Below are 24383 nucleotides of genomic sequence, written 5' to 3'. Positions count from 1 at the left end.
GTTAAGTGGCTGATTACAATTCATCCCCCAATATTTATACCCTAGCGGTATAACCTGACCTGTGATCAGACAAGAGATAATTATGACAACAGAAACCTATACCAAACCAGAGCTGCTTTCACCAGCAGGCTCGTTGAAAAATATGCGTTATGCGTTTGCTTATGGCGCAGATGCTGTTTATGCCGGCCAACCACGTTATAGCTTACGTGTACGTAATAATGAATTTAATCACGCTAATTTAAAAATTGGTATTGATGAAGCGCACGCTTTAGGCAAAAAATTCTATGTAGTGGTTAATATTGCGCCACACAATTCTAAGCTAAAAACCTTTATTAAGGATTTGACTCCTGTTGTGGAGATGAAGCCTGATGCGTTGATTATGTCCGATCCTGGACTAATTATGTTAGTGCGTGAACATTTTCCAGATATGCCGATTCATCTTTCAGTACAGGCGAATGCAGTGAACTGGGCGAGTGTTAAATTCTGGCATCAGATGGGATTAACCCGAGTAATTCTTTCTCGTGAACTCTCTTTAGACGAAATTGCGGAAATTCGTCGCCAAGTGCCTGATATTGAAATTGAAGTATTTGTGCATGGTGCGTTATGTATGGCCTATTCTGGACGTTGTTTATTATCTGGTTACATTAATAAACGAGATCCGAATCAAGGAACTTGCACCAATGCTTGCCGTTGGGAGTATCAAGTCAAAGAAGGGCAAGAAGATGAAATGGGAAATATTGTTGATCCAAGAGATATGATTCCAATTAAAAATGTGGCGCCAACTTTAGGAGAAGGCGCTACTACTGATAAAGTCTTTTTATTGACAGAAAGCCAACGTCCAGATGAGCAAATGCAAGCGTTTGAAGATGAGCATGGCACTTATATTATGAATTCAAAAGACTTGCGTGCAGTGCAACACGTAGAAACTTTAACGAAGATGGGCGTTCATTCTTTGAAAATTGAAGGTAGAACTAAGTCTTTCTATTATTGTGCAAGAACTGCACAAGTTTATCGTAAAGCGATTGATGATGCGGCAGCAGGAAAGCCTTTTGATGAAAGTTTATTATCAACTTTAGAGTCGTTGGCGCATCGTGGTTATACCGAAGGATTCTTACGCCGTCATACTCACGACGAATATCAAAATTATGACTATGGTTATTCAATTTCTACTCGCCAACAGTTTGTAGGAGAGTTTACCGGCGTACGCAAGAATGGTATGGCAGAAATTGCGGTAAAAAATAAATTCTTACTTGGTGATGAAGTGGAAATGATGACGCCTAAAGGCAATATTGTTTTCACTATTAAAGAGATGGTTAACCGTAAAGGTGAAGCGGTCGAAGCAGCGTTAGGTGATGGCCATTTTGTGTTTGTACCAGTGCCAGAAGATATTCAATTAGAGTATGCGTTATTGATGCGTAATTTGGTTGATGCCGATACGAGAAATCCACACAGTGAGAAAAAAGGTTAAAAAAGTTAAAAAAATATTAAAAATGTTATTGTAATATGACAAAGGGTACAGTATAATCCACTCCGTACCCTAAAATATGACTCCAAATGTTTTCCCCTTTATTTTTCCCGAATAAAGGGGATTTTTTTATTTGTCATTTTCTCTTTTAAAATCAACTCTATATAAAAAATCAATACCACTTCCCCTTTCTTTTATGCTGTATATTCATACAGTATTTATAGTATAATATAGCCTGTTTTATGATCCAAAATGATCGCAAATGATGTGTCATTGCACCAAATTTGCACCAAAAATTTTTTAATTGTTACAGAATTTAACAAAACATATCGAGAAGCTCTATTACGCATCCAATATGAAAGAAGTGATCAAATTATTTGATTAAGACGAAATAACAAAACGATTGTTTTTTATTCTTGTATTGAATGTAATTTAGAAAATCTAGCAAAGGGCTAGAAACAGCAAACCCCACGCTGTGTAGAGTGGGGCTTAACAATAGGAATTAGGATTATGCGAACCGTTATTCTGATAATCCTGTTCATCTTACTAATAGCGATTAGCTCAAACGCTTATTAGTAACTGAACTAAGTCCTAGTGATAGTTGCAGCTATCGCTAGGCAATTCCTAAGTACTATAAACAACACAAATAAAAAAAGCAAGAGGTTAAAAAATGGCAAATAGCAATACAGAACACAGTAAAAAATTACGCTCTAAAACCGCATCAGAATACAATAAAAAAGCACTTGAAGAAGGAAGAATAAAAGCAATTTCATTACGTCTTGATGCTGTTTTAGCTGCAGAATTTGATGCCGTTTTGTCAGAATTAGCTGACACTCGTCCAGCTGGCATAAAAAAACTCTGTGAAATTTACCGTCAATATAAAAAAACCGCTTAAAAAAGTGGTTTTTATACAATTAAAGTTAGGGATAATATTTAAAAATTCTATGAAATAGAATAAACAAGCTCTTTTGTCTGTATATATATACAGTATTTGTTGCTATAATAACCCCATTCACCTCTCCACATTTAAAAAGGCAACGATATGAAAAATAAAGATTATATCCCTTCCTCTAATCTACAAACGATTTTACATTCCAAACGAGCTAATCTTTATTATTTAGAACATTGTCGAGTATTGGTAAATGGCGGTAGGGTTGAATATGTGACCGATCAAGGGAAAGAGTCTTTTTATTGGAATATTCCGATTGCTAATACCACCTGTATTTTGTTAGGAACAGGAACTTCAATTACCCAAGCGGCAGTACGTGAACTGGCAAAAGCAGGCGTGATGATTGGTTTTTGTAGCGGTGGTGGTACACCGTTATTTGCTGGTACAGAAGCAGAGATTGGTTGTGATTTTTTTAGTCCGCAGAGTGAATACCGTCCTGTTCAGTATTTACAGCAATGGTGTCAATTTTGGTTTGATGATCAGAAGCGTTTAACTATTGCGAAGAAATTGCAAAATTTGCGCTTACAAACGATTCGCCAATGTTGGTCAAAATTAGATTGGCAAATTGACAACAAGTTACTAGAACTATTAATTCAGAAAGCAGAACAAGAATTTGAGCAAGCGCCTAATAGCCAAGCGTTACTGACAGCAGAAGGGCGCTTAACGAAAAACCTTTATTCGTTTGCTAATTTCGCCACATTGAAAGATCCACATTTTAAACGTAGTGAACGAGGAGAATCATCAGATTCTGCAAATCAATTTCTCGATCATGGTAATTATCTTGCTTATGGCTTAGGAGCAACGGCTTGTTGGGTGTTAGGATTACCGCATGGATTAGCAGTTTTGCATGGAAAAACTCGACGTGGCGGTTTAGTGTTTGATACTGCAGATATTATTAAAGATGCGTTAATTCTGCCGCAGGCTTTTATCTCTTCATTAAGAGGAGATGAGGAAAATGATTTCCGCCATTACTGTATTGAAAATCTACTGCAATTTGAAGCATTGGATATTATGATTGAAAGCTTAAAACAGCTAGCTGAACAAGGAGCTTCATTATGAATATCTTGTTAGTTAGCCAATGCCAAAAAAATGCCCTCAAAGAAACACGTAGAATTTTAGATCAATTTGCTGAACGTTGTGGTGATCGTGTCTGGCAAACAGCAATTACTCACGCCGGTTTGCAAACGTTAAAGCAATTATTACGGCAAACAGCAAGAAAAAATACAGCAGTCGCCTGTTACTGGACGCATGGAAAAAATCAGACTTCATTATTGTGGATAGTAGGCGATCAACGGCAATTTAATCAAAAAGGGCGTGTACCAACCGATCGAACACAACGTAATATTTTGCGGCAAGAAGATGAAATCGCTTGGCATAATGCTTATAGCATACAGATTATTAGTGCATTAGCGGCGTTGTTGCACGATTTAGGCAAATCTAGTATCGGTTTTCAGGAAAAATTAAAACCACAAGCGCCATTTTATGCTGATCCTTATCGGCATGAATGGATTTCGGTGCGGATATTTGAAGCAATGATTCAAGGCTGCCAAACCGATATGGAATGGCTAACACGCTTGGCGAATTGGGCGGAATATCAGCAACAAAATCCAAATTGGTTGCAACAGATAAAGATAGAAGATCCAACACCAAAACAAGGGCGATTTGAACAGTTACCACCATTAGCGAAAACGATTATTTGGTTAATTTCTTCACATCATAGGGTGCCGTATTTACCAGAATTTGCCGAAAAAAATAATAATCGGAAAAAGGTATGGGAAACGGAAGTAGCGCATGATTTAAAGCGTTTTTATCGGTTGTTATCAGCAAGTAGTGGCTGGGTTGCTAATCCGCATAGTGAGCATCCACAACCGAAGAAATTCTGGCGTTTTAATCAGTTAGTTTCAGATAGCTCTGCGTGGCAAAAAGCAATGACTCGTTGGGCAAATAAAGCCTTAAAACATACGTCGTTAATAAATTTAGTCAGCAATGTTGAAAATATTAGTGATCCTTTTTTATTGTTGTTGAGTAGATTGTCATTAATTACAGCTGATCACCATTATTCTTCACTTAATCCTAATCCTCAATTTGGAGAGAAGGATTTTCCACTATTTGCGAATACAGATGCGAAAGGACAAACAAAACAACGTTTAGATGAGCATTTGCTAGGTGTTTGTCAAAGTGCAGTGCGTTTTGCCCGTATTTTGCCAAGATTGAAAACATTGTTGCCAGCATTAACACATAAAAGTTTTAATAAACGGAGTGATATTGCTCGCTTTCAATGGCAGAATCGAGCTTTCGATTTAGCAAAACGATTACAAGCCAGCACTGAACAGCAAGGCTTTTTTGGCGTAAATATGGCGAGTACTGGGTGTGGTAAAACTGTTGGAAATACTCGCATTATGTATGCACTCGCCAATCCGCAATTAGGGGCAAGGTTTACTATTGCTTTAGGATTAAGAGTATTAACTTTGCAGACAGGTAGAGCTTTAAAAGATAAATTGCGATTAGATGATGATGCGCTGGCTGTATTGGTGGGCGGTGATGCTGTTAATAAGTTATTTGCTTTACAGCAAGAAAAATCTGGTAGTGAATCTGTCGAAGATTGGCTGGAAATGGCACAAGTTGATGGTGGTATAGTTGGAGAGAGTGCGTTAGATAACCTTGCAGAATTTAATACATTGCTTGCTAATCATAAAGCGAAAAATTTACTGATTACTCCACTCGTTACCTGCACGATTGATTACTTGATGAATGCTAGTGAATGCTTGCGAGGTGGTAAACACATTGTGCCAATATTACGTTTATTGAGTGGCGATTTAATTCTAGATGAACCAGATGATTTTGATCAAAATGACTTGCCAGCCTTGAGCCGTTTAGTGTATCTAGCAGGATTATTTGGCAGTAAAGTGTTGCTTTCATCTGCAACATTAACGCCAGATTTGGTGAGCGGTTTGTTTGAAGCTTATCAAGCAGGAAGAAATGTTTGGAATCAGAATAATCAATTACCATCTCAAGGCGTTTGTTGTGCTTGGTTTGATGAATTTAATCAGCAAAGTTTTTCTTGTTCAGATCTCGCCAGTTATCAAGCACAGCATCAAGAATTTGTTCAGCAAAGAATTAATAAATTGAAACAACAACCAACCAGACGTATGGCAAAAGTAATGTCTTTGCCTAGTGTTGCTGGTGGGGAAAATCAAACTCTGAATTGGTCGCTATTTGCGCAACATCTGTTACAACAAGCAATAGCATTTCATACCGAGTTTGCGATTAGTGATGATTCATCCACAAAACGAGTAAGTGTTGGTTTGCTACGGTTTGCGAATATTCGACCAATGATTCCAACTATCCAAGCAATGTTGCAACAACAATGCCCAGAAAATACAGAAATCCATCTTTGTTGTTATCATTCACGCCAATTGTTGTTATTGCGTAGCCGCTTAGAACAAAGTTTGGATCGTTTGTTAACTCGCACTGATCCACAAGCTTTATTTCAACAACCTGAAATAAAATTAGCATTAGACAATAGTCAAAATGAAAATCATATTTTTATTGTAGTGGGCAGTCCAGTGACAGAAGTGGGGCGTGATCATGATTACGATTGGGCAATTATTGATCCATCGTCAATGCGTTCTATTATCCAATTAGCTGGACGAGTGTGGCGCATCGTCCAGATAAAGTTGCAACAACGCCGAATATTGCATTGTTACCAAGTAACTGGAAAGGGCTAAAAGGGCATCACTATACACGAGAAATTTTTTATCATCCCGGTTTTGAAAGCAGTGAACATCCTCTAATTTCTCACCGCACACAAGATATTATTAATCCAGAACAACTTGCTGTTGTGGATGCAGTAGCGAGAATTGAGGCTCCAACTGAATTGGATGAGAATGCGAAAGCACAAAAAACGCTAGCAGAGCTAGAGCATAGTGTGATGAGAAAGATGTTTAATAGTTCTAGTCTAAATTATGTCAATGGTTATTGGCGTAGTGATAATGCCAAATTAGCTGCACACTATACGTTGACTACGCCGTTTCGAGCCTCACAGAAAATGGAAGATTTTGTCTGTTTACCTGATGACGAAAGTTCGTGGGGTTATGCTTTTTCGTATAGTGAAAAAGCACATCAGAATTTATTCTCTTGTAATAAAGAGTGGCATAGGTTTCAGTATCAACCGATTGAAAATCAAAATTCACCAATTAAGCCATGGCTTGTTTTTTCCTTAACAACAGCATTGGATGAGCTAACAGAAGCATTAAAGTTAAAAGATGTTGAACAAACAGCGTTATCTTATGCAACCGTTTCATTAAGAAAAGATGAGCAAACAGAAGCAGTTTGGCAATTTAATGAATTTTTAGGTTTTTGGCGACAGGAAGATCAATAGTGATTTTTTCTGGTGAGGTACATACTGATAAAGAGAATAATAATCTCAATTTAAATTAGCTTTAAACCACATTTAAATTGCGTTTAAAAGAGATTTTGGTCTAAGCTGCCTATGCGGCAGTAAAGTTGCTTTTGAGATTCAGCAACCGAGCGCACGATTTCTAAGCTGCCTATGCGGCAGTAAAGGCAAATGTTTTTAGGGTAGTAGTATGGCGTTTTTTCCAAGCTGCCTATGCGGCAGTAAAGTGTCAGATATTTTGTTGTAAGCGTCTAGCCAATTTCTAAGCTGCCTATGCGGCAGTAAAGATCTGGGTTTGAGATCTTATTTAGATCTTCTGTTTCTAAGCTGCCTATGCGGCAGTAAAGCAAAAAACACGATCAGCCATTGACGTTCAGCCTTTCTAAGCTGCCTATGCGGCAGTAAAGTTTGTCCGTGTCTGTTTTCCCGTTTGTTTTTATTTCTAAGCTGCCTATGCGGCAGTAAAGTTAGCTAAAAATGCGAGTTCAATGGCTGGGGTTTTCTAAGCTGCCTATGCGGCAGTAAAGTTTCAATATCAATCAAGGTACTCAATGTTTCTTTTCTAAGCTGCCTATGCGGCAGTAAAGATTCATCAAGTTATCAATGGGTTTATCCATACTTTCTAAGCTGCCTATGCGGCAGTAAAGTAACAATGCCACATCAAGAGCTTTTCCATCAATTTCTAAGCTGCCTATGCGGCAGTAAAGCTTGATAGTTTTTTTTCTGTTCTTGATTTAATTTTCTAAGCTGCCTATGCGGCAGTAAAGACCGAAATTTTATTTGAACCAGAGAAGAAATTTTTCTAAGCTGCCTATGCGGCAGTAAAGCACTTTGATAATAGATACCTCGTACTGGGCTATTTCTAAGCTGCCTATGCGGCAGTAAAGTATGCATAAAACGCATTTTTCTTTAATAATTCTTTCTAAGCTGCCTATGCGGCAGTAAAGACAAAATCGCATCAATAATCAACGATTTGATATTTCTAAGCTGCCTATGCGGCAGTAAAGCCGTAGTTGGTACAGTAATTTATGACAATAACTTTCTAAGCTGCCTATGCGGCAGTAAAGTAGAGATTATATTCTCTTCAGATTAGGCAGATATACTATTAAAGAACAGTTTGAATAAAAATACCCTTTTTTTAGCTATAAATATAACTCATTGATTTTAAATGAATATATTTATTCTGTAAAAAAAGGGTTTCAAATTAAAAATGAGGTATCGTTGCAGTTGCGTCTTTACTTAGCCCATATCCAGTAAATTGCCCCTCGTTGTGTTTTTGGCACACAACACGCTTAATCTCAAGTAACATCTTGTTCTGGCGTGTACTAGCGCTTTTAAGAAAGACATGTGGATAAAGTTGTGTTTCTTGCTGTTTTAGACGCATATTTTCTAGAATATCAGCAGAAAAATTACCTCTTTCTCTCATGCGTCTTTCTGCACGACGTAAGGCACTATTTCCTTTATGCTGTATGCGTTGAAAACGAACTGCAGTAGCTTGTTCAGGAACAAGAGCGATTTCCTTAATTAGAAAATAATTGCGTAAAGGTTCAAGCTGTAAAGAAAGAAAATTTAAATCCATTTCTGAACCAAAAATACGAATTTTCCATCCTAAGCCATAATTACGGTGATATTGAGGAAAACCCAAACCAACACGCCCATCAAAAAATGGCAATATGCTATGTAATGTTTGCATTGCATAAGCCATGACTTCAGAGTGTCTAATTTCTAGCTGAGGAATAGCTTCCAATTCAATATAGTGTGTGAGCTGACTCATATCTATTCCTTACCGCTGGCACCAAAAACACCACCACGAATTAATACAGCAATAACATAATGTTGTTGTTCTAATTTAGGTTTATCGTCTTTTAATACCCAATTATCAAATAGGGTATAAAAGTCCATTTTTTGTTTAGGTTGGCGAAAAGCTGTTCCCAAATTAGTCACTGCACCATAAGGTTCAATTGCAATAGGAAATGTTGCATTTTCAGTGTACCAAGTATCAATAGTACGAATTGAATTTCCAATTTTTTGCGAATGCATTCCAGCAATATTGCTCACTTGATAAAGAATTTTACTCTTTCTATTTGAGGTTGAGTTGTCTAATACTAGTTCTTCAGATGGGTAAACTTCTTGTCCTTCACCCATTTTCACTTCTGCTTGTACCTGAATGAAGACATATTGCTCACCTTTAAATCCTTTCTCAATATAATCAATGAGTTGAGTTAATTGCTCATTTTGGTAATCAAAGCTATTAAAAGAAAGAGATTTCACATTAGGAAATTCTAAAGTTTTATCATCAATTGTGACTTTAATATCAATCTTTTCTGCACTCATTCGATTACGCCATAGCCAACGTGCATTAATTATATTGTAGGCATAGCGGGATGCTAATGTTCTGATGCCGACGTTTTTAAGGTAATCCTGTACAGTTGCTTCTAATGCCTCTTGATACTTTGGATTATTACAAACATTAGGTTTTCCCTCAAACGGAAGAACTTTACAGCTCCATCGCACGACTAAAATATCTTTATTGTAGTCTAATGCAGCAACATCAACAGTTTGCAAATTAGGTTTCTGAATTTCGGCATCTAATTTAGTTGGATCATTAGCGATTGCATTTTTTAAACGATTAGAAATTGTCCCTCGTACTGCTTTTTCGGTAATTTTTACTGGTGATAATTTGTCAGAAGATGCTGATTTTTGGAAAAATATTGCATCAGAAATATCTAAGCGACGTTCAAAAGCAAGTACACTAGCAGTGGTTAATTTACTCATTTTATGCTCCTTGTTGATATAAATAGAGGTTTTCTTCTGGGGTGGTGTAACGCCAGAAACATTGTTCAAATTGATCTTTTAAGCGGTATGGAAATACCCATTTACCTAAGCTATAGATAGTTTCTACATATTGGCTTGGATATTGTGGATTACGGCAGTGTTGCAACTCATTAGGTTGAAAAGATGGATAAATACCTTGGTAACCAATAGGAATCGGAACTAGCCAGCCACGTTCTTCTTTAACACTACTTAAATCCCATGTGGTAGTATTTTTTTCAGATTTTGTTGGAATATGATGTAAACAAGCGACTTCAAATAAGGCGTCTAATGCCGTAGCTTTTGGATTTGGTTGATAATGCGACGGTACAGGCTGATCTTGCTCGTTTTTCATAGGGCAAACTTCATTAAATAACACTTGATGTTTGATACCTGTTTGTAGCTCTTTGGTAATCGCAATAAGATCTTGTTTAGCATCCATCAAAACAAAAGCTGGTTGTAATTGACGAGTAATTTCATCGCTACCAGAGAGTGGAAATAGTTTAGTATTTCCAATATGAAAGACACTACCTCCAGCAATTCTTTGTTGCAGTAACAAGGTTGAAAGCGTTTTGGTGAATTTTTCAGCTTGTTGTTGATCTTTTAAGGTATCTTGTAGATCTTCTGAAGTACTAACTTCTACCACTAAACTAACAGTAAGATGAATTTTTCCTTCCTCAACAAAAGCAGGTGAACTACCATCTTTTAATAATGGATTACGTGTTTGGCTAAAAGTGTAATCGGCATAATGATGTGGGCGATAAGCTTGTAATTGGTAATGGTTGCAAGCAATTAACACACCATTGAGTGCAGCATCAGGGTAATACGCTTGCATTTTTCGACTTAAATTATGTACTGCACCAACAAAACCGCCAATGGCTGGGAAACCATAAGTTAATGGGCTTGAGATTGCATTAGCTTGTTTAATTTCAATATGCTTAAACAAGAGATAAAAGTTTGCTTGTGACATAAAAGACTCCTAACCTTTTCTTCTTAGGATACGTTTAAAGACTCTGCGCCATTCATTCGCTTCTGCAGTTGAAAAATCCTGTTCAATCTCCGGGAAACGTTTCTGTAGATGAAAATTCACCCAGCCTGCAAATTGTTCAGCGACTTGATCTTGCCAGTCTTCTTTTTCAAATTCGGTTTTAAAGTTTTCTTCCCCTTCTAAATCTGCACGCTTTGGATCCAGCCAATATTTTTGGTCTTGGTTGAAATGTTGATAATCTTTACTCCAACCTGCATCACGTTGTTGATAAAGCTCGGCAATACTAAGGACAACTTCGGCAATTTGATTGATAGCTTCTTTACGCTTGTCACGTTCTGGATAAATATTTTTTTCAGCTAAAACAACCTCAAATAAATCTTGGAATAAAGGTTTACACTGCCAGTACAGATCATTGTTAAAGATAGTATTGGTGGTTGATGTATATGGAGAGGAGAAAATCGGTGGCAGTGAAGGGAGAAGATAGTGTTTACCACCTTGTGCTGAGTTTAAGATTGATACGTTCTGAGGATTGCTCCCACCGAGCCGAATCACAGCTAAGTTATTAAGTAATGTATAACTCTGTTGAGTGACATTTTCTTTTTTACGATTTTCCTTTGCTGTTTTGTTTTCTTCAGAATAATGAATAGTTTGGATCTTGTTGTAAATAAAATTAGTTAATTTGGCAGGGTAAAGTGGAACAATACAAGTATAATCATCATTTTTAATGGCTTGAGCGCTGTTAGGCCATAACAACTGTTTATTCTTTCCGTATGTAATGGGTTGTTTGATTTCTCCAATTAGTGCTTGTTGAAACTGCCGTTTATATTGTTCGGATAATTCTTCATCATCGGCAAAAGCACCTTTGAGTAATGGGGAATCCTCTAATAACAGATCCCGTAAAAGTATATTTTTCTCTTCATCAATAACAATATTAAAAAAGGCGGCTAACGGCAGTGCGGCAGCATTCCCGGTTGCATCAAGTATTGATTCGGAAATTAAGTGTGAGCCAACAAAAGAATGGGAAATAGTATTTTGATCTCGAAAGTTGACATTATCACCTTTTGAATCAGGATGAACACCTTTTGAATGATGTGTTGGAAAGGTTAATTGCTTGGTCATTTTATTGGCTGCATCACTGATCCAGAATTCTGCTTCATACTTTTTTTTTATCTTTTCTATTTCATTATCCAGCTTGGTAATTTCATCATTTGAAGTTGTTTTTTTCCTTTTTTTCTGCGGTGATTCTGATTTCTTAGTGTATTGTTCCCATAGAAATTGGTTTATTTTATCTTGAACTATCATAATGAACCTCAAGTTTAGAGTAATGTACTGTTTAGTCTTTATAATAGTCATATTTCTTGCCTTGTCAAAATAAATTTTAAAATTTACTATGGTTATATATAACTTGGCTTGAATAGTGAAGTTTGCAAATCAGTACTAAGTTCGTTAATATTTCAAAATTCTACCGAACAGGTAGCTTAAAAAATAGTCAATTTTAAAATGTCTTCACTACTGCACAAGTAGTTCCTACCAACTAAAGAAGCTGGAATCTTCAAAAGTTTTCAGCTTCTTTTTTCTTTGCCATTGCTTTGTTCCCTATTTCATCTCATCAATCTTAAAAACAAAAATACAAGGGTAATTTAGCTTTTAATTTTAAATGAGAATAATTCTTAAAAAGATCTTGAAAAAGAAAATTATTTAATGATAATAGTTCTCATTATTTGATAAAGATCACTTTTTTACTACACTTATATATAACATAAGGAGCAATTTAATAATGAAGAAAACAACATTTGTATTATTACCGTTTGCGGCATTAATTAGTGGTATAGCTGTTGCAGATGACAATAGCAATTTAGATGCTATTGAAGTGGTTAGTGATAACATTTCTCCACAAAAAGAAAATTTGAAAATGGGAAATGCTGTTAAAGTACGTCAAGCTACAAGTATGGCTGATGTATTACGCGGTATTCCAGGAGTAAATGTTAATGGAGCTCGTTCTGTTGTACAACGTTATAATATTCGTGGTGTTAGTGAAGAATATTTAGCAATTACTGTCGATGGTGCAAGACAAAATGGTTATGCTTTCCATCATTCTGGTAACTATGGTATTGATCCTGAAATATTAAAGCGTGTAGATATTGATGTAGGTTCAAATTCTATTATTAATGGTGCAGGCTCTTTAGGTGGTGCAATTCGCTTTGAAACAGTTGATGCTGCAGATTTATTAAGACAAGGTGAAAACTTTGGCGCGAAGATGAAATGGAGCTACGGTACGAATGGTGACTCTAACCAAGCAATGACAACATTATATGGACGTGCTGGTGATTTAGATTTATTGGGGTATTTCAACTATCGCCATCAAGAAAATAATGAGGATGGTGCAGGCGTTGAGAATGCTAATAAAGGTAAGCTACAAAATTATTTATTAAAAGCAAAATATAATGTTAACAAAGAGCAATGGATCAAGGCATCGGCAGAACATTATATTAATACCGCATTTAGTTGTTTCCGCGCCAATATGGCTCAATGTCTTGGTGAAAATCCATCTAATCCAGATAAAGCATACACTGATATTGAACGTAACACTTATACATTAGGTTATGGTTATGCTCCGAGTGCAAATCCGTTAGTTAATTTTAAAGTGAATGCGTATACAACAGACACTAAAACTACTGCGATGGGCTCACCAAAAACAAAAGTGAAAACGTATGGCGGTACATTATCGAATAAATCAGAATTAGATGTAGGAGCAACACATCATACAATTACTGTAGGTGGTGAATATTATCATACTACTTCCCAAAAATTAGGAGCTGATATAGATGATGCAAAATTATCTAATACCTCTATTTATTTGGAAGATCAAATTGCGTTTGGGGCATTAAGTATTATTCCTGGTGTTAGATATGATTACTACACAGCTAAATTATCTGATGATTTTGATAAAAGCTTTAGCCGTGTTTCTAAAGCATTAGGCTTAAAATATGCGCTAACAGATAATTTAATTGCATTTGCAAATTATACAGAATTGTTTAAAGGCCCAGATGCCGGAGAAATTGTATTACGTGGTACTAACCGTTTAACCTACGATAAGAGCTTAGAAGCAACTAAAGGTGACAATAAAGAAGTTGGTTTTAGTTATGCAGTAGATCAATTGTTCAATAATGATGGCGCACTAACTTTTACAGCTAAATATTTTAATACACACTACGATAACATTAGCCAATCTATTTCAAATCCACGTGGTAGAGGTAGTATTTATGCTAATTTAGGTAAAGTAGTGCTTCAAGGTGTTGAAGCATCTGCAAAATATAGTATCAACAATATTACTGCACATGTCACTTATGCAAGAGCAAGAAGTAAACAAGTGGATAACCATGATTATGCAGCATTCCCAGATACCGGCGATCGTTATACTTTAGGATTAAGTTATAAAGTACCAAATACTCAATTAGAAATGGGATGGAATACTATTTGGGTACGCGGTATTGATTTACGTAGCAGAGCAACTTCTCTAGTTAATAAAGAGAGCTATTCTGTTAGCAATTTATATGCTACATGGTCACCAGCACAATTGCCAAATTTAGAGCTAACAGCCGGTATAGATAATGTGTTTAATAAAGTCTATAAAGATCAAAGTACTCAATATTATAGCTCGGTAGACAACGAACTAGGCCGTAACTATAAATTTACCATTTCATATAAATTTTAATTAAACCTCTGTGTGTAACAAAAATATAAGGTGCAAATTTGTGCCTTATATTTATTTCTTTTTAAGGGAAGAGCAAAAATGGACAATTTGTTTCGCTTTTTAGAACAATATATCGATTACATTATTTTAGGGCTGTTAGCGTTGATGAGCTTTATTATGGTGTGGATGGTGATTGAGCGTTTTTTCTTTTTAAACAAAATTGATATTAAGAAATATCAAAATATCCACGATTTAGAAATCGATCTTACACGACATCTCACGATTATTTCTTCTATTGGTGCTAATGCGCCTTATGTTGGGTTATTAGGGACTGTTATCGGTATCCTCTTAACGTTTTATCAGTTAGGACAATCTGGCGGTGATATTGATGCCAGCGCAATTATGTTGCACCTTTCATTGGCATTAAAAGCTACCGCAGTAGGGATTCTTGTCGCTATTCCATCAATGATGTTCTACAACGGTTTAGGCAGAAAAGTAGAAGTTAAACGCTTGCAATGGAAATCACTTCAAGAAAATTAATAGGCAGTATATGAAAAAGTTTGATGAAATTAATATTATCCCTTTTATTGATATTATGTTGGTGTTACTGGCGATAGTATTAATTACTGCATCGTTTATTTCTCAAGGCAAAATAAAAGTGAATGTGCCAAAAGCGAGCAGTACAGTCGCCTTTAAATCAGATGAATTGGCCAAATTATTGACTGTTACTAAAGATGGTCAGCTTTATTTTAATGATAAACCGATTGATAAAGCGTCATTAGAAAAAGAGGTGGCAACTTGGGATAAATCGCAAAAAGTAACCTTAAAAGTGGATTCAGAAGCAACATTCCAAGAATTTGTTACGATTACTGATTTATTGGGCAAGAATGAAATTAAAAATGTCGCCATTGTAACGGTAAAAGATAAGGGAGAAAAATAGTGGCAGCACATTACACTAAACCCGCCTTTTACGTAACGATTGTAATTTATAGCGCATTATTTGCTGGTGCAGTTTGGTCATTTGATCGTGATCAGACTGCAAATAGCGTTAGTGGAGAACTCTCGCCAACAATTTCGATGGAATTATTAACCGCCAATGTGTTACCAGAAGAGAAGGTCGAAGAGAAAGTAGATGAACCCATTGAACCGCAGCCAGAGCCTGAACCGGTAAAAGAAGAACCTAAACAAGAAGTGGTAGCTGATCCAACGGTAAAAAAAGAGCTTGAACAACCGAAGAAAGAAATTGAGCGCCCAAAAAAAGTCGAAAAGAAAAGAAAACACCATCACCGTAAACCGGAAGCTAAACCAATGAAAGCGCAGCCGCAGATTCAATCTAAAGCACAAGGCGCACCGGTAACCACCCAGCAACAAAATTTACAAGGTTTGGGTGCAAGTAGTGATGAATTGGCAGCGTATCGTTCTGCATTGCGTCAAGAAATAGAACGTCATAAACGTTATTCACAGCGTGCAAGAATGCTGCGTCGTCAAGGTACTGTGGTAGTTGAATTTAGTTTGATGAATGATGGTTCGATCCAAAATGTCCGTTTACATCGATCATCTGGTTATGATGAACTGGATCAATTAGCGTTAGATGCTGTTTCGCAATCAAGAAGTGTTGGCGCTCGACCGGCAGGATTGTCATCAGAACAGAAAATTCCAATTAAATTTATGCTGCGATAATTTATTGTTTTTTCTTATTTTTCAATTTATCCCACATTTTGTCTTCTTGTCCTCGCCATAAACGTTGAATATTATCGTGATGGCGATAGATAAGAAGACAACAAACCAAAGCCGTAGGAAAAGTAAATTCAGGCTTAAACCACCAAACATAAAAAGGAATAGTTAATGCTGCAACAACGGCGCTTAAAGATGAATAGCCGGTAGCGAGAAAAATTAATAGCCAAACCCCCAACATAAAACCTGCAACAGACCAACCGATCGGCGCAATAGCACCAAAAGCTGTTGCCACACCTTTACCACCACGAAATTGATAATAAATTGGGAAAATATGTCCTAAACACGCCCCTAAAGCGACCATTCCCAACTCAAATTGAGTAAGGTGCAAATAATAACCAAGCCAAACAGGCAGCATACCTTTGAGAATATCAAAAACAAGTACTAACAAAGCGGGTAAACGACCACCAATTCTTAATACGTTTGTTGCGCCGGGATTATGCGAGCCATTTTCGCGCGGATCAGGAAGATTAAAAAGCTTACAGAGAATAATTGCACTAGAAATCGAACCAATAAGATAGGCGATTAACATATAACAAATAGCAAATAAGCTCATATCATTTTCCTTTTTACGCATTTTAGCTTTCGCTTATTGTACTGAAAATTGGTAATATAAGCACCTTAATTTGTGCTGAAAAAAGGAAAAACTTCAATGTCAAAAGAGTATATTTTTATTGAGGAACTAACCGTATTTACCCAAATTGGCGTGTATGATTGGGAACAAAAGATCAAACAAAAACTAATTTTTGATATTGAAATGGCTTGGGATAGTGAACAAGCAGCCAGAACCGATGATGTACAATATTGCCTAAATTACGCGGAAGTGAGCGAATTTATCCTAAATTATGTTGAAAAACGTGCTTTTTCGCTAATTGAACGAGTAGCTTATGAAGTGATAGAACAGCTTCATCAGCAATTTCATATTCAACATATTCGACTAAAATTAAGAAAGCCTGATGCAGTGGCGCAAGCCAAATCAGTTGGCATTGTGGTTGAGAAGAGTTTTACGGCATAAAAGAAAGGGAAAGTGATAAAACTTTCCCTTTCCTATACAGCCTTTACAACTATTCAAATTTCACATTAGCACGATTTAACAAGAATTGAACTAAGAGCGAAACTGGGCGACCGGTTGCTCCTTTGTTAGCACCTTGTTGCCAAGCAGTTCCCGCGATATCTAAATGTGCCCAATTATATTTTTTGGTGAAATTAGCTAAGAAACAAGCGGCAGTAACGGCGCCACCCCAACGTCCACCGACGTTCGCTAAATCAGCAAAATTAGATTTTAATAATTCGTTATACTCTTCGTTCATTGGTAAACGCCACGCCTTATCTGTTGAAAGATCAGCGGCATTTTGCAATTCATTAGCTAAGGTATTTACAGACGAGAAGAAACCGCTATTTACGCTGCCTAACGCTACAACACAAGCGCCGGTTAAGGTAGCAATATCAATTACAGTTTCTGGCTCAAAACGCTCTACATAAGTTAGCGCATCGCACAACACCAAACGCCCTTCCGCATCAGTATTTAACACTTCTACGGTTAAGCCTGACATTGTCGTTAAAATATCACCTGGGCGGTAAGCATTACCACCAGGCATATTTTCACAACCCGCTAAGACGCCAATAATATTGAGCGGTAGATTCAATTCTGCTACAGCTTTCATTACGCCATAAACCGCTGCTGCACCACACATATCATATTTCATTTCGTCCATACCAGCAGCAGGCTTAATTGAAATACCACCAGAGTCAAAAGTTAATCCTTTACCGACTAAAACAATCGGTTTTGCTTGTGGATCAGGATTGTTCTTAAATTCAATAATCGACATAAAAGCTTCATTGCGAGCACCTTGTGAAACCGCAAGATAAGATTTCATTCCCAATTTTGCCATTTGTTGTTCATCAACCACATGACTTTGGATAGCATCATAAGTTTGCGCTAATTCAATGGCTTTATCGGCAAGATGACGTGGTGTACAAATATTTGGTGGTGTATTCGCCAGATCTTTAGTGGCTTTAATTCCTGCGCTAATAGCAACTGCATGTTGAATCGCGCTTTCAGCTAACGGCAATTCGCGGCGAGATGGCACATTAAAGACAATTTTACGCAATTCGCGGCGAATTTCAGGTTTAATGCTCTTAAAATCATTAAAGCTATAAAGTGTTTCTTGTGCCGCTTCGACAGCAAAACGGACGTTCCAATAAGTATTACGCCCTTTAATATGTAACCCAGTTAAATAACAAACTGCTTCCATTGAACCGGTATCATTTAATACTTTCACAGTTTGTTGAATAATCTGCTTATATTGACGATCATTTAATTCACGCTCTTTACCACAACCAACGAGTAAAATGCGATCTGCAGAGATGTTTGGAACATGGTGCAGCAGCAAAGTTTGCCCAACTTTTCCTTCAATATCGCCACGTCGCAATAATGCACTAATATAGCCTTCGCTGATAATGTCCAGTTGTTCCGCTGAACTTGAAAGACGACGAGGTTCAAATACACCAACGACTAAACAAGCAGTGCGTTGTTTCTCAATACTGCCATTTTTGACGCTAAATTCCATATTCACATCCTTAATTATGATTTCTATTGTTGTTAGGCATTGAAACAAGGTATTATATGCCGCTGAAAATTATGTTTTGGTGGAAAAACAAAGCAGCATAATCAAGATAAAATGGTCTTTTAAAGTATCGTTTTTTGTAAAAAAATCAAGTAAAAATAAAGAGAAAACATAGGCCAAACGACGTGATTTTAACAAAATATCTAATTAGAGAAACATTAAAGAGCCAACTGGCTATTTTATTCATTTTATTAGTCATCTTTTTAGCACAGCAACTAGTCCGAGTCCTTGGTTCTGCCGTCAATGGCAATGTGCCAGTGGATGTGGTTTTGCCGCTTTTAGGGTTAGGTATGCCAACAATGGCGCAATTGATGCTGCCTTTAAGTCTATTTCTTGCCTTATTACTAACATTAGGTCGTCTTTATAGTGAAAGTGAAGTTACCGTAATGCAGGCGTGTGGAGTTGGGCCGGAAACCTTGATCAAAGTGGGTTTATTGTTATCGATTCTAACCGCAGGTGTCGCCGCCTACAATTCACTTTATCTCACTCCTTGGGCATTAAAAAAACAAGTTGAAGTAGTGGAAAATGCGAAAGCGAATCCAAGTGCTTCCGCAATTACACCAGGGCAATTTATCTCATCGAGTAAAGGTGATTTTGTCTTATTTGTTGAAAAGGTAAAAGGTGATGAACTTTCGGATATTTACCTCTTCCAAACGAAACAAGTTGGTAAAGTGAAACCGTCAGTCGTCGTTGCCGAACAAGGTAATTTCACTACCGCAGCCGATGGTGGTCAAGTCTTAGCATTAAAAAATGGCGAACGTTTTGAAGGAAGTGCCACTTTACCAGAATTCCGTATTACTCATTTTACTGACTATTTAGCATTTCTTGCTTTTAATCAGGCGCAAAGTGATGAAACGGATTTAGATATGCAAGATAGCTATACTTTATTAGCGGATCATTCGACGAAAGCGAAAGCGGAAATGTTATGGCGGATTAGCTTATTCCTCGCTGTACCGTTAATGATGTTAATCGCTATTCCGTTAAGTAAGGTTAATCCGCGCCAAGGGCGTTTTGCAAAGGTATTGCCAGCGCTATTGCTCTATTTAATTTATTTCTTATTACAAAGTTCGCTAAAAACGGCAGGAATTAATGGCAAGTTATCGGCACATTATTGGATGATTGCCGTTAATATCGCGTTTTTGGTGTTAGGTATCTTTTTAAATTCTCCAACGGTAAGAGCAAAAATGTTACAGCCGTTTAAACGCAAAGTAGTAAGAGGTTAGTATGTTTAATGCTTTAGATCGTTATATCGGCAAAACTATTTTAGCCACAATTTTTATTGTTCTATTTTTATTAGTAGGGCTGTCAGCGATCATCAAATTTGTCGAACAATTTCGTGCGATTGGCGAGGGTAATTACGATACGTTAAAAGCGGTTGCTTATACCTTATTAACTATTCCAAAAGATATCGAAACTTTCTTCCCAATGGCAGCATTGTTGGGAGCATTAATCGGTTTAGGTACTTTAGCTTCCAATAGTGAATTAGTGGTGATGCAAGCATCAGGTTTTTCTCGCTTCCAAATTGGTATGGCGGTAATGAAAACAGCAATTCCGCTAATTATTTTGAATATGGCGTTAGGCGAATGGGGAATTCCGCAAACGGAGCAATTTGCGCGTGAAATGCGTTATAAATCCTTGACTGGTGGCTCATTATTATCGGTAAAAGGTTCGGTTTGGGCGAAAGATGGCAATAGTTTTGTTTATATTCAAAATGTACCGAAAGAGAATGAATTAGAAGGAATTTATATCTATCAATTTGATGATCAACGCAATTTAAAAAAATTGAGCCAAGCGAATCGTGCTGTTTATCAAAATAATCAATGGTGCTTTAATCAAGTGTCAGAATCTTTGCTCAATGAAGATAAAGTGGTTAATAAAAATTATCTTAATCAGCTTTGGCAAACCAGCATTACACCAGATAAGCTAGGCATCGTGTCATTACGGCCAAGTATGTTGTCGATTAGCGGTTTATCGGAATATATTCAATTTTTGAAATCAACAGGGCAAGATACGAAAACGTTTGAATTAACCTATTGGCGTAAAATTTTACAACCGATTTCGATTAGCGTGATGATGTTACTAGCGTTATCTTTTATTTTCGGCCCATTACGCAGTGTAACGCCGGGTGTGCGAGTTGTGACAGGGATCTGTTGCGGCTTTACTTTTTATGTATTAGATGAAGTTTTCGGCCCATTAAGTCTGGTTTATAGTATCCCACCAATTATTGGTGCGTTAGCGCCGAGTGTCTTTTTTGCGGTAATTATTTGGTGGTTGATGGTGCATAAACGCCATTAATTCGAGTTAAAAGAAAAGGTTTCGAATTTTATAGATCCGAAACCTTTTTTATGTCGTATAGAAAAGATTATTTCACTTCACGAATCATAATTTCCGCCGGAATGGTTTCACCTTGCCAATAAAGTTCAGCAGCAACAGTTTGTGCTAAGGCAAGAAACGCTTGGGTAATTTCATGATCAGGCGCAGCAATAACGGTCGGTTTACCTTGATCAAGATCTTCACGTAGGCGAATATGCAAAGGTAGTTGCCCAAGCAATTTAATATCATATTTTTGTGCTACTTTTTCAGCGCCACCAGTACCAAAAATCGCTTCATGATGACCACAGTTGGCACAAATATGCACGCTCATATTTTCAATAATACCTAATACCGGCACAGAAACGCGTTTAAACATTGCAATTCCTTTAATCGCATCAAGTAAAGCAATATCTTGTGGTGTCGTTACCACTAATACGCCAGTGACTGGAATTTGTTGTGACAAGGTTAATTGAATATCGCCTGTACCAGGAGGCATATCAATCACAAGATAATCCAAATCACTCCACCAAGTTTCATTTAATAATTGGCTTAATGCGCTGCTTGCCATTGGGCCACGCCAAATTGTCGCGCTATCTGCTTCCATTAAATAACCGATAGAGTTGGATTTTAGACCATGCGCAACAATAGGCACCATATGTTGATTATCAGGTGAGGTTGGGCGTTGTCCTTCTGCTCCTAACATATAAGGAATAGATGGGCCATAAATATCAGCATCAAGAATACCGACTTTTACCCTTTGTGCTTGTAATGCTAAGGCTAAATTAACAGCAGTAGTGGATTTACCGACACCACCTTTACCTGAAGTAACGGCAATAATATTTTTGACACCGTTCACTGCCGGTTGATTATTAGCACGTTTCAATGTGGCAATTTGATAATTAAGCTGCCATTCAACTTCATTTACGTTGGCTAATTGCGCGAGTTCATTGGTTAAGGCTTGTTTTAAATCGGCAAAACCACTATTCCACGCAAATGGCATTGTTAGCGTGATCTGTAATTTATTATTTTCTAGAGAAAGTTTTTTTAATGCTTTTAAACTTAATAAATCTTTTTGCAGGGTAGGATGTTGGAATTGGCGAATTTTATCAGCGATTTGCTGAGCTAGTGCTTCATCCATATTGGAAAAAGTAAAATTCAAACTGCTCATTTATTGATCCTTTTGTTGTAGAGATTAAATTTGCCCGCCTATTTAACCACGCAAGCAAGCAACTGTTAAGAGAAAAGTCATCTTGCGGTTGAAAGTTACTCGATGGCGTTACTGAACTGGAAAAAAAAAGGGTAATGGAGTAACATTAGCCGTTATTTTTAAATGAGAACGAACGATTTTTGTAGAAGGAAAAATTATGTCTAGCTGTCGTCAAATACTTGTTACTTGTGCATTGCCTTATGCTAATGGCCCGATTCATTTAGGCCATATGCTTGAACATATTCAAGCGGATATTTGGGTACGTTTCCAAAGAATGCGTGGCAACGAAATTTACTTTGTTTGTGCCGATGATGCGCATGGTACGCCAATTATGCTAAAAGCTGATCAAATGGGAATTTCACCAGAACAATTGATTGCCGATGTACAGCAACAACATATTTCTTCTTTTTCTGGTTTTAATATTAGTTACGATAATTACTACTCAACACATAGTCCGGAAAACCAAGAATTATCAAGCACTATCTATACTAAGTTGAAAGAGAATGGCTTTATTAAAAGTCGCACTATTTCACAACTTTTTGATCCAGAAAAAAGTATGTTCTTGCCAGATCGCTTTGTGAAAGGGACTTGCCCGAAATGTAAAGCGGAAGATCAATACGGCGATAACTGTGAAGTCTGTTCTGCAACATATAGCCCAACTGAATTGATTAACCCACGTTCTGTGGTATCAGGTGCAACTCCAGTATTAAAAGAATCTGAGCATTTCTTCTTTGATTTACCGGTCTTTGAAGAGATGTTAAAAGGCTGGATTAAGTCTGGTACTTTGCAATCAGAAGTGGCAAATAAAATGATGGAGTGGTTTGAGTCTGGCTTGCAACAATGGGATATTTCGCGTGATGCACCATATTTTGGTTTTGAAATTCCAAACCAGCCAGGCAAATATTTCTATGTTTGGTTAGATGCACCAATTGGTTATATGGCATCGTTCAAAAATTTATGCTCTCGCAAAGGCATTGATTTTGACCATTTCTGGAATAAAGACAGCAATACTGAGTTATATCATTTTATTGGTAAAGATATTGTTTATTTCCATAGTTTATTCTGGCCGGCAATGTTAGAAGGTTCTGGTTATCGTAAGCCAACCAATATTTTTGTGCATGGTTATGTCACCGTAAATGGCGAGAAGATGTCGAAATCTCGTGGTACCTTTATTCAAGCGAAAACCTATTTAAATCATTTAGATCCAGAATGTTTACGTTATTACTATGCAGCAAAACTTAGCAACCGCATTGATGATTTGGATTTAAATCTAGAAGATTTCGTGCAACGTGTGAATAGCGATATTGTGAATAAATTGGTGAATTTGGCGAGCCGTAATGCCGGCTTTATCCAAAAACGTTTTGCCGGAAAATTAGCAGCTCGTTTACATGATGAAGCATTGTGGCAAGAGTTTTGCCAGCAATCTGAACAAATTGCGCAATATTATGAAAATCGTGAGTTTAACAAGGCAATTCGTGAAATCATGAATTTATGTGATAAAGCGAATAAATATGTTGATGAAATGGCGCCTTGGGTGATTGCTAAAGATGAAGCGCGTGCACAAGAGTTACACGAAGTATGCTCAATGGGCATTCAATTATTCCGTATGTTAATGGGCTATTTAAAACCGGTACTACCGCAATTAGCAGAACGTGCGGAAGCGTTCTTAAATGATCAGTTACAATGGGCAAGTTTATCAACACCATTATTGGATCATCAAATTGAACCGTTTAAAGCATTATTTAGCCGTTTAGAAATGAGCAAAATTGAAGCCTTAATTGAAGCTTCTAAAGCAGAAAATGCCGCAGTGAATGCACCAGCAGCGCAAGCTGCGAAACCAGCAGCTGATGTTGAACCGATCGCAGAAACGATTTCAATTGATGATTTTGCGAAAATTGATTTACGAGTAGCGAAAATTGTTAAAGCGGAAGCAGTGCCAGAAGCGAATAAATTGGTGAAACTCACTTTAGATATTGGTAGCGAAACTCGGCAAGTATTTGCTGGAATTAAAGCTGCTTATAAACCAGAAGAATTGGAAGGACGTTTGACGGTAATGGTGGCAAATTTAGCACCACGTAAAATGAAATTTGGCGTATCAGAAGGAATGGTATTAGCAGCAGGTCCAGGCGGTAGCGATCTCTTTATTCTCAATCCAGATGAAGGTGCAAAACCAGGAATGAGAGTAAAATAGTAGGG

At 37.1% G+C, this 24383-nt stretch carries 20 protein-coding genes and 1 CRISPR repeat array; of the genes, 13 read left to right on the top strand and 7 right to left on the bottom strand.

All coding sequences use genetic code 11. From position 1 onward, the window contains the following. The first annotated feature begins 82 nt into the window (after positions 1-82). The 5 genes from trhP (at position 83) to NYR30_RS13705 (ending at position 6795) form a co-directional block, all read left to right on the top strand. Positions 83-1468 carry a prephenate-dependent tRNA uridine(34) hydroxylase TrhP gene (gene trhP, locus NYR30_RS06175; RefSeq protein WP_302502346.1) on the top strand — a complete coding sequence of 462 codons (1386 nt, stop codon included), beginning with the start codon at positions 83-85 and terminating at the stop codon, positions 1466-1468. Positions 1469-2135: 667 nt separating this feature from the next. Continuing rightward, positions 2136-2360 carry a hypothetical protein gene (locus tag NYR30_RS06170; RefSeq protein WP_302502345.1) on the top strand — a complete coding sequence of 75 codons (225 nt, stop codon included), beginning with the start codon at positions 2136-2138 and terminating at the stop codon, positions 2358-2360. A gap of 147 nt (positions 2361-2507) precedes the next feature. Further along, positions 2508-3473: a type I-F CRISPR-associated endonuclease Cas1f gene (gene cas1f / locus NYR30_RS06165; protein ID WP_302502343.1), complete on the top strand. Its 966-nt coding sequence runs from the start codon at positions 2508-2510 to the stop codon at positions 3471-3473. Beyond that, positions 3470-6142: a type I-F CRISPR-associated helicase Cas3f gene (gene cas3f, locus NYR30_RS06160; protein ID WP_302502342.1), complete on the top strand. Its 2673-nt coding sequence runs from the start codon at positions 3470-3472 to the stop codon at positions 6140-6142. Before cas1f ends, cas3f begins: the two co-directional genes overlap by 4 nt. After that, a complete protein-coding gene (locus tag NYR30_RS13705) occupies positions 6070-6795 on the top strand; it encodes a hypothetical protein (protein WP_302502341.1) in 726 nt (241 codons plus the stop codon). The genes cas3f and NYR30_RS13705 overlap by 73 nt, the downstream gene beginning before the upstream one ends. Positions 6796-6892: 97 nt before the next feature. Then, positions 6893-7880: a CRISPR direct-repeat array (repeat unit 28 nt; unit sequence TTTCTAAGCTGCCTATGCGGCAGTAAAG). A gap of 137 nt (positions 7881-8017) precedes the next feature. Here the strand turns inward: NYR30_RS13705 and cas6f are convergent. From cas6f to csy1, 4 genes are read right to left on the bottom strand one after another with little or no spacing between them, the layout of a single operon-like run. Further along, on the bottom strand, positions 8018-8587 hold the full coding sequence (cas6f, locus tag NYR30_RS06150) for a type I-F CRISPR-associated endoribonuclease Cas6/Csy4 (protein WP_302502340.1): 570 nt from the start codon (positions 8585-8587) through the stop codon (positions 8018-8020). 2 nt (positions 8588-8589) lie between these two features. Beyond that, entirely contained in the window at positions 8590-9588 is a 999-nt protein-coding gene (gene csy3 / locus NYR30_RS06145) for a type I-F CRISPR-associated protein Csy3 (protein ID WP_066111417.1), read from the bottom strand. 1 nt (position 9589) lies between these two features. Continuing rightward, a complete protein-coding gene (gene csy2, locus NYR30_RS06140) occupies positions 9590-10594 on the bottom strand; it encodes a type I-F CRISPR-associated protein Csy2 (RefSeq protein ID WP_066111418.1) in 1005 nt (334 codons plus the stop codon). Positions 10595-10603: 9 nt separating this feature from the next. Beyond that, positions 10604-11914: a type I-F CRISPR-associated protein Csy1 gene (csy1, locus tag NYR30_RS06135; RefSeq protein WP_066111420.1), complete on the bottom strand. Its 1311-nt coding sequence runs from the start codon at positions 11912-11914 to the stop codon at positions 10604-10606. Between the two features lie 475 nt (positions 11915-12389). On the opposite strand from csy1, the gene NYR30_RS06130 reads away from it, so the two are divergent. The 4 genes from NYR30_RS06130 to NYR30_RS06115 all read left to right on the top strand — a co-directional run bounded on the left by NYR30_RS06130 (position 12390) and on the right by NYR30_RS06115 (position 15986). Then, complete coding sequence (locus NYR30_RS06130; RefSeq protein WP_066111422.1) at positions 12390-14327, top strand: TonB-dependent receptor domain-containing protein; 1938 nt, start codon at positions 12390-12392, stop codon at positions 14325-14327. A 78-nt stretch (positions 14328-14405) separates the two neighbouring features. Beyond that, the gene (gene exbB / locus NYR30_RS06125) at positions 14406-14846 is read left to right on the top strand and encodes a TonB-system energizer ExbB (protein WP_066111424.1); all 441 of its coding nucleotides are present in this window, start codon (positions 14406-14408) and stop codon (positions 14844-14846) included. A gap of 10 nt (positions 14847-14856) precedes the next feature. Then, a complete protein-coding gene (gene exbD / locus NYR30_RS06120) occupies positions 14857-15246 on the top strand; it encodes a TonB system transport protein ExbD (RefSeq protein ID WP_066111426.1) in 390 nt (129 codons plus the stop codon). Next, a complete protein-coding gene (locus NYR30_RS06115) occupies positions 15246-15986 on the top strand; it encodes a TonB family protein (protein ID WP_066111428.1) in 741 nt (246 codons plus the stop codon). The genes exbD and NYR30_RS06115 overlap by 1 nt, the downstream gene beginning before the upstream one ends. Before the next feature lies 1 nt (position 15987). On the opposite strand, the gene plsY is transcribed toward NYR30_RS06115, so the two are convergent. Beyond that, a complete protein-coding gene (gene plsY, locus NYR30_RS06110) occupies positions 15988-16596 on the bottom strand; it encodes a glycerol-3-phosphate 1-O-acyltransferase PlsY (protein WP_066111430.1) in 609 nt (202 codons plus the stop codon). 96 nt (positions 16597-16692) lie between these two features. On the opposite strand from plsY, the gene folB reads away from it, so the two are divergent. Next, on the top strand, positions 16693-17055 hold the full coding sequence (gene folB / locus NYR30_RS06105; protein WP_302502338.1) for a dihydroneopterin aldolase: 363 nt from the start codon (positions 16693-16695) through the stop codon (positions 17053-17055). A gap of 49 nt (positions 17056-17104) precedes the next feature. On the opposite strand, the gene pepA is transcribed toward folB, so the two are convergent. Next, positions 17105-18610, bottom strand: coding sequence for a leucyl aminopeptidase (gene pepA / locus NYR30_RS06100; RefSeq protein WP_066111435.1), 1506 nt, complete (start codon positions 18608-18610; stop codon positions 17105-17107). A gap of 182 nt (positions 18611-18792) precedes the next feature. Here pepA and lptF point away from each other — a divergent pair, with 182 nt between their 5' ends. Both lptF and lptG read left to right on the top strand, forming a co-directional pair. Next, a complete protein-coding gene (gene lptF / locus NYR30_RS06095) occupies positions 18793-19890 on the top strand; it encodes an LPS export ABC transporter permease LptF (RefSeq protein ID WP_066422238.1) in 1098 nt (365 codons plus the stop codon). A gap of 1 nt (position 19891) precedes the next feature. After that, entirely contained in the window at positions 19892-20962 is a 1071-nt protein-coding gene (lptG, locus tag NYR30_RS06090) for an LPS export ABC transporter permease LptG (RefSeq protein ID WP_066422237.1), read from the top strand. A gap of 67 nt (positions 20963-21029) precedes the next feature. Here the strand turns inward: lptG and apbC are convergent, their stop codons facing one another. Then, a complete protein-coding gene (gene apbC / locus NYR30_RS06085; protein ID WP_231923856.1) occupies positions 21030-22118 on the bottom strand; it encodes an iron-sulfur cluster carrier protein ApbC in 1089 nt (362 codons plus the stop codon). A gap of 226 nt (positions 22119-22344) precedes the next feature. Between apbC and metG the strand changes: the two genes are divergently transcribed. Beyond that, on the top strand, positions 22345-24378 hold the full coding sequence (gene metG / locus NYR30_RS06080) for a methionine--tRNA ligase (RefSeq protein ID WP_082987475.1): 2034 nt from the start codon (positions 22345-22347) through the stop codon (positions 24376-24378). The last annotated feature ends 5 nt before the right edge of the window (positions 24379-24383 follow it).

It is taken from the genome of Gallibacterium salpingitidis (assembly GCF_030517105.1).
GTDB lineage: Bacteria > Pseudomonadota > Gammaproteobacteria > Enterobacterales > Pasteurellaceae > Gallibacterium > Gallibacterium salpingitidis.
This window is presented reverse-complemented; position numbering and strand designations above follow the sequence as displayed.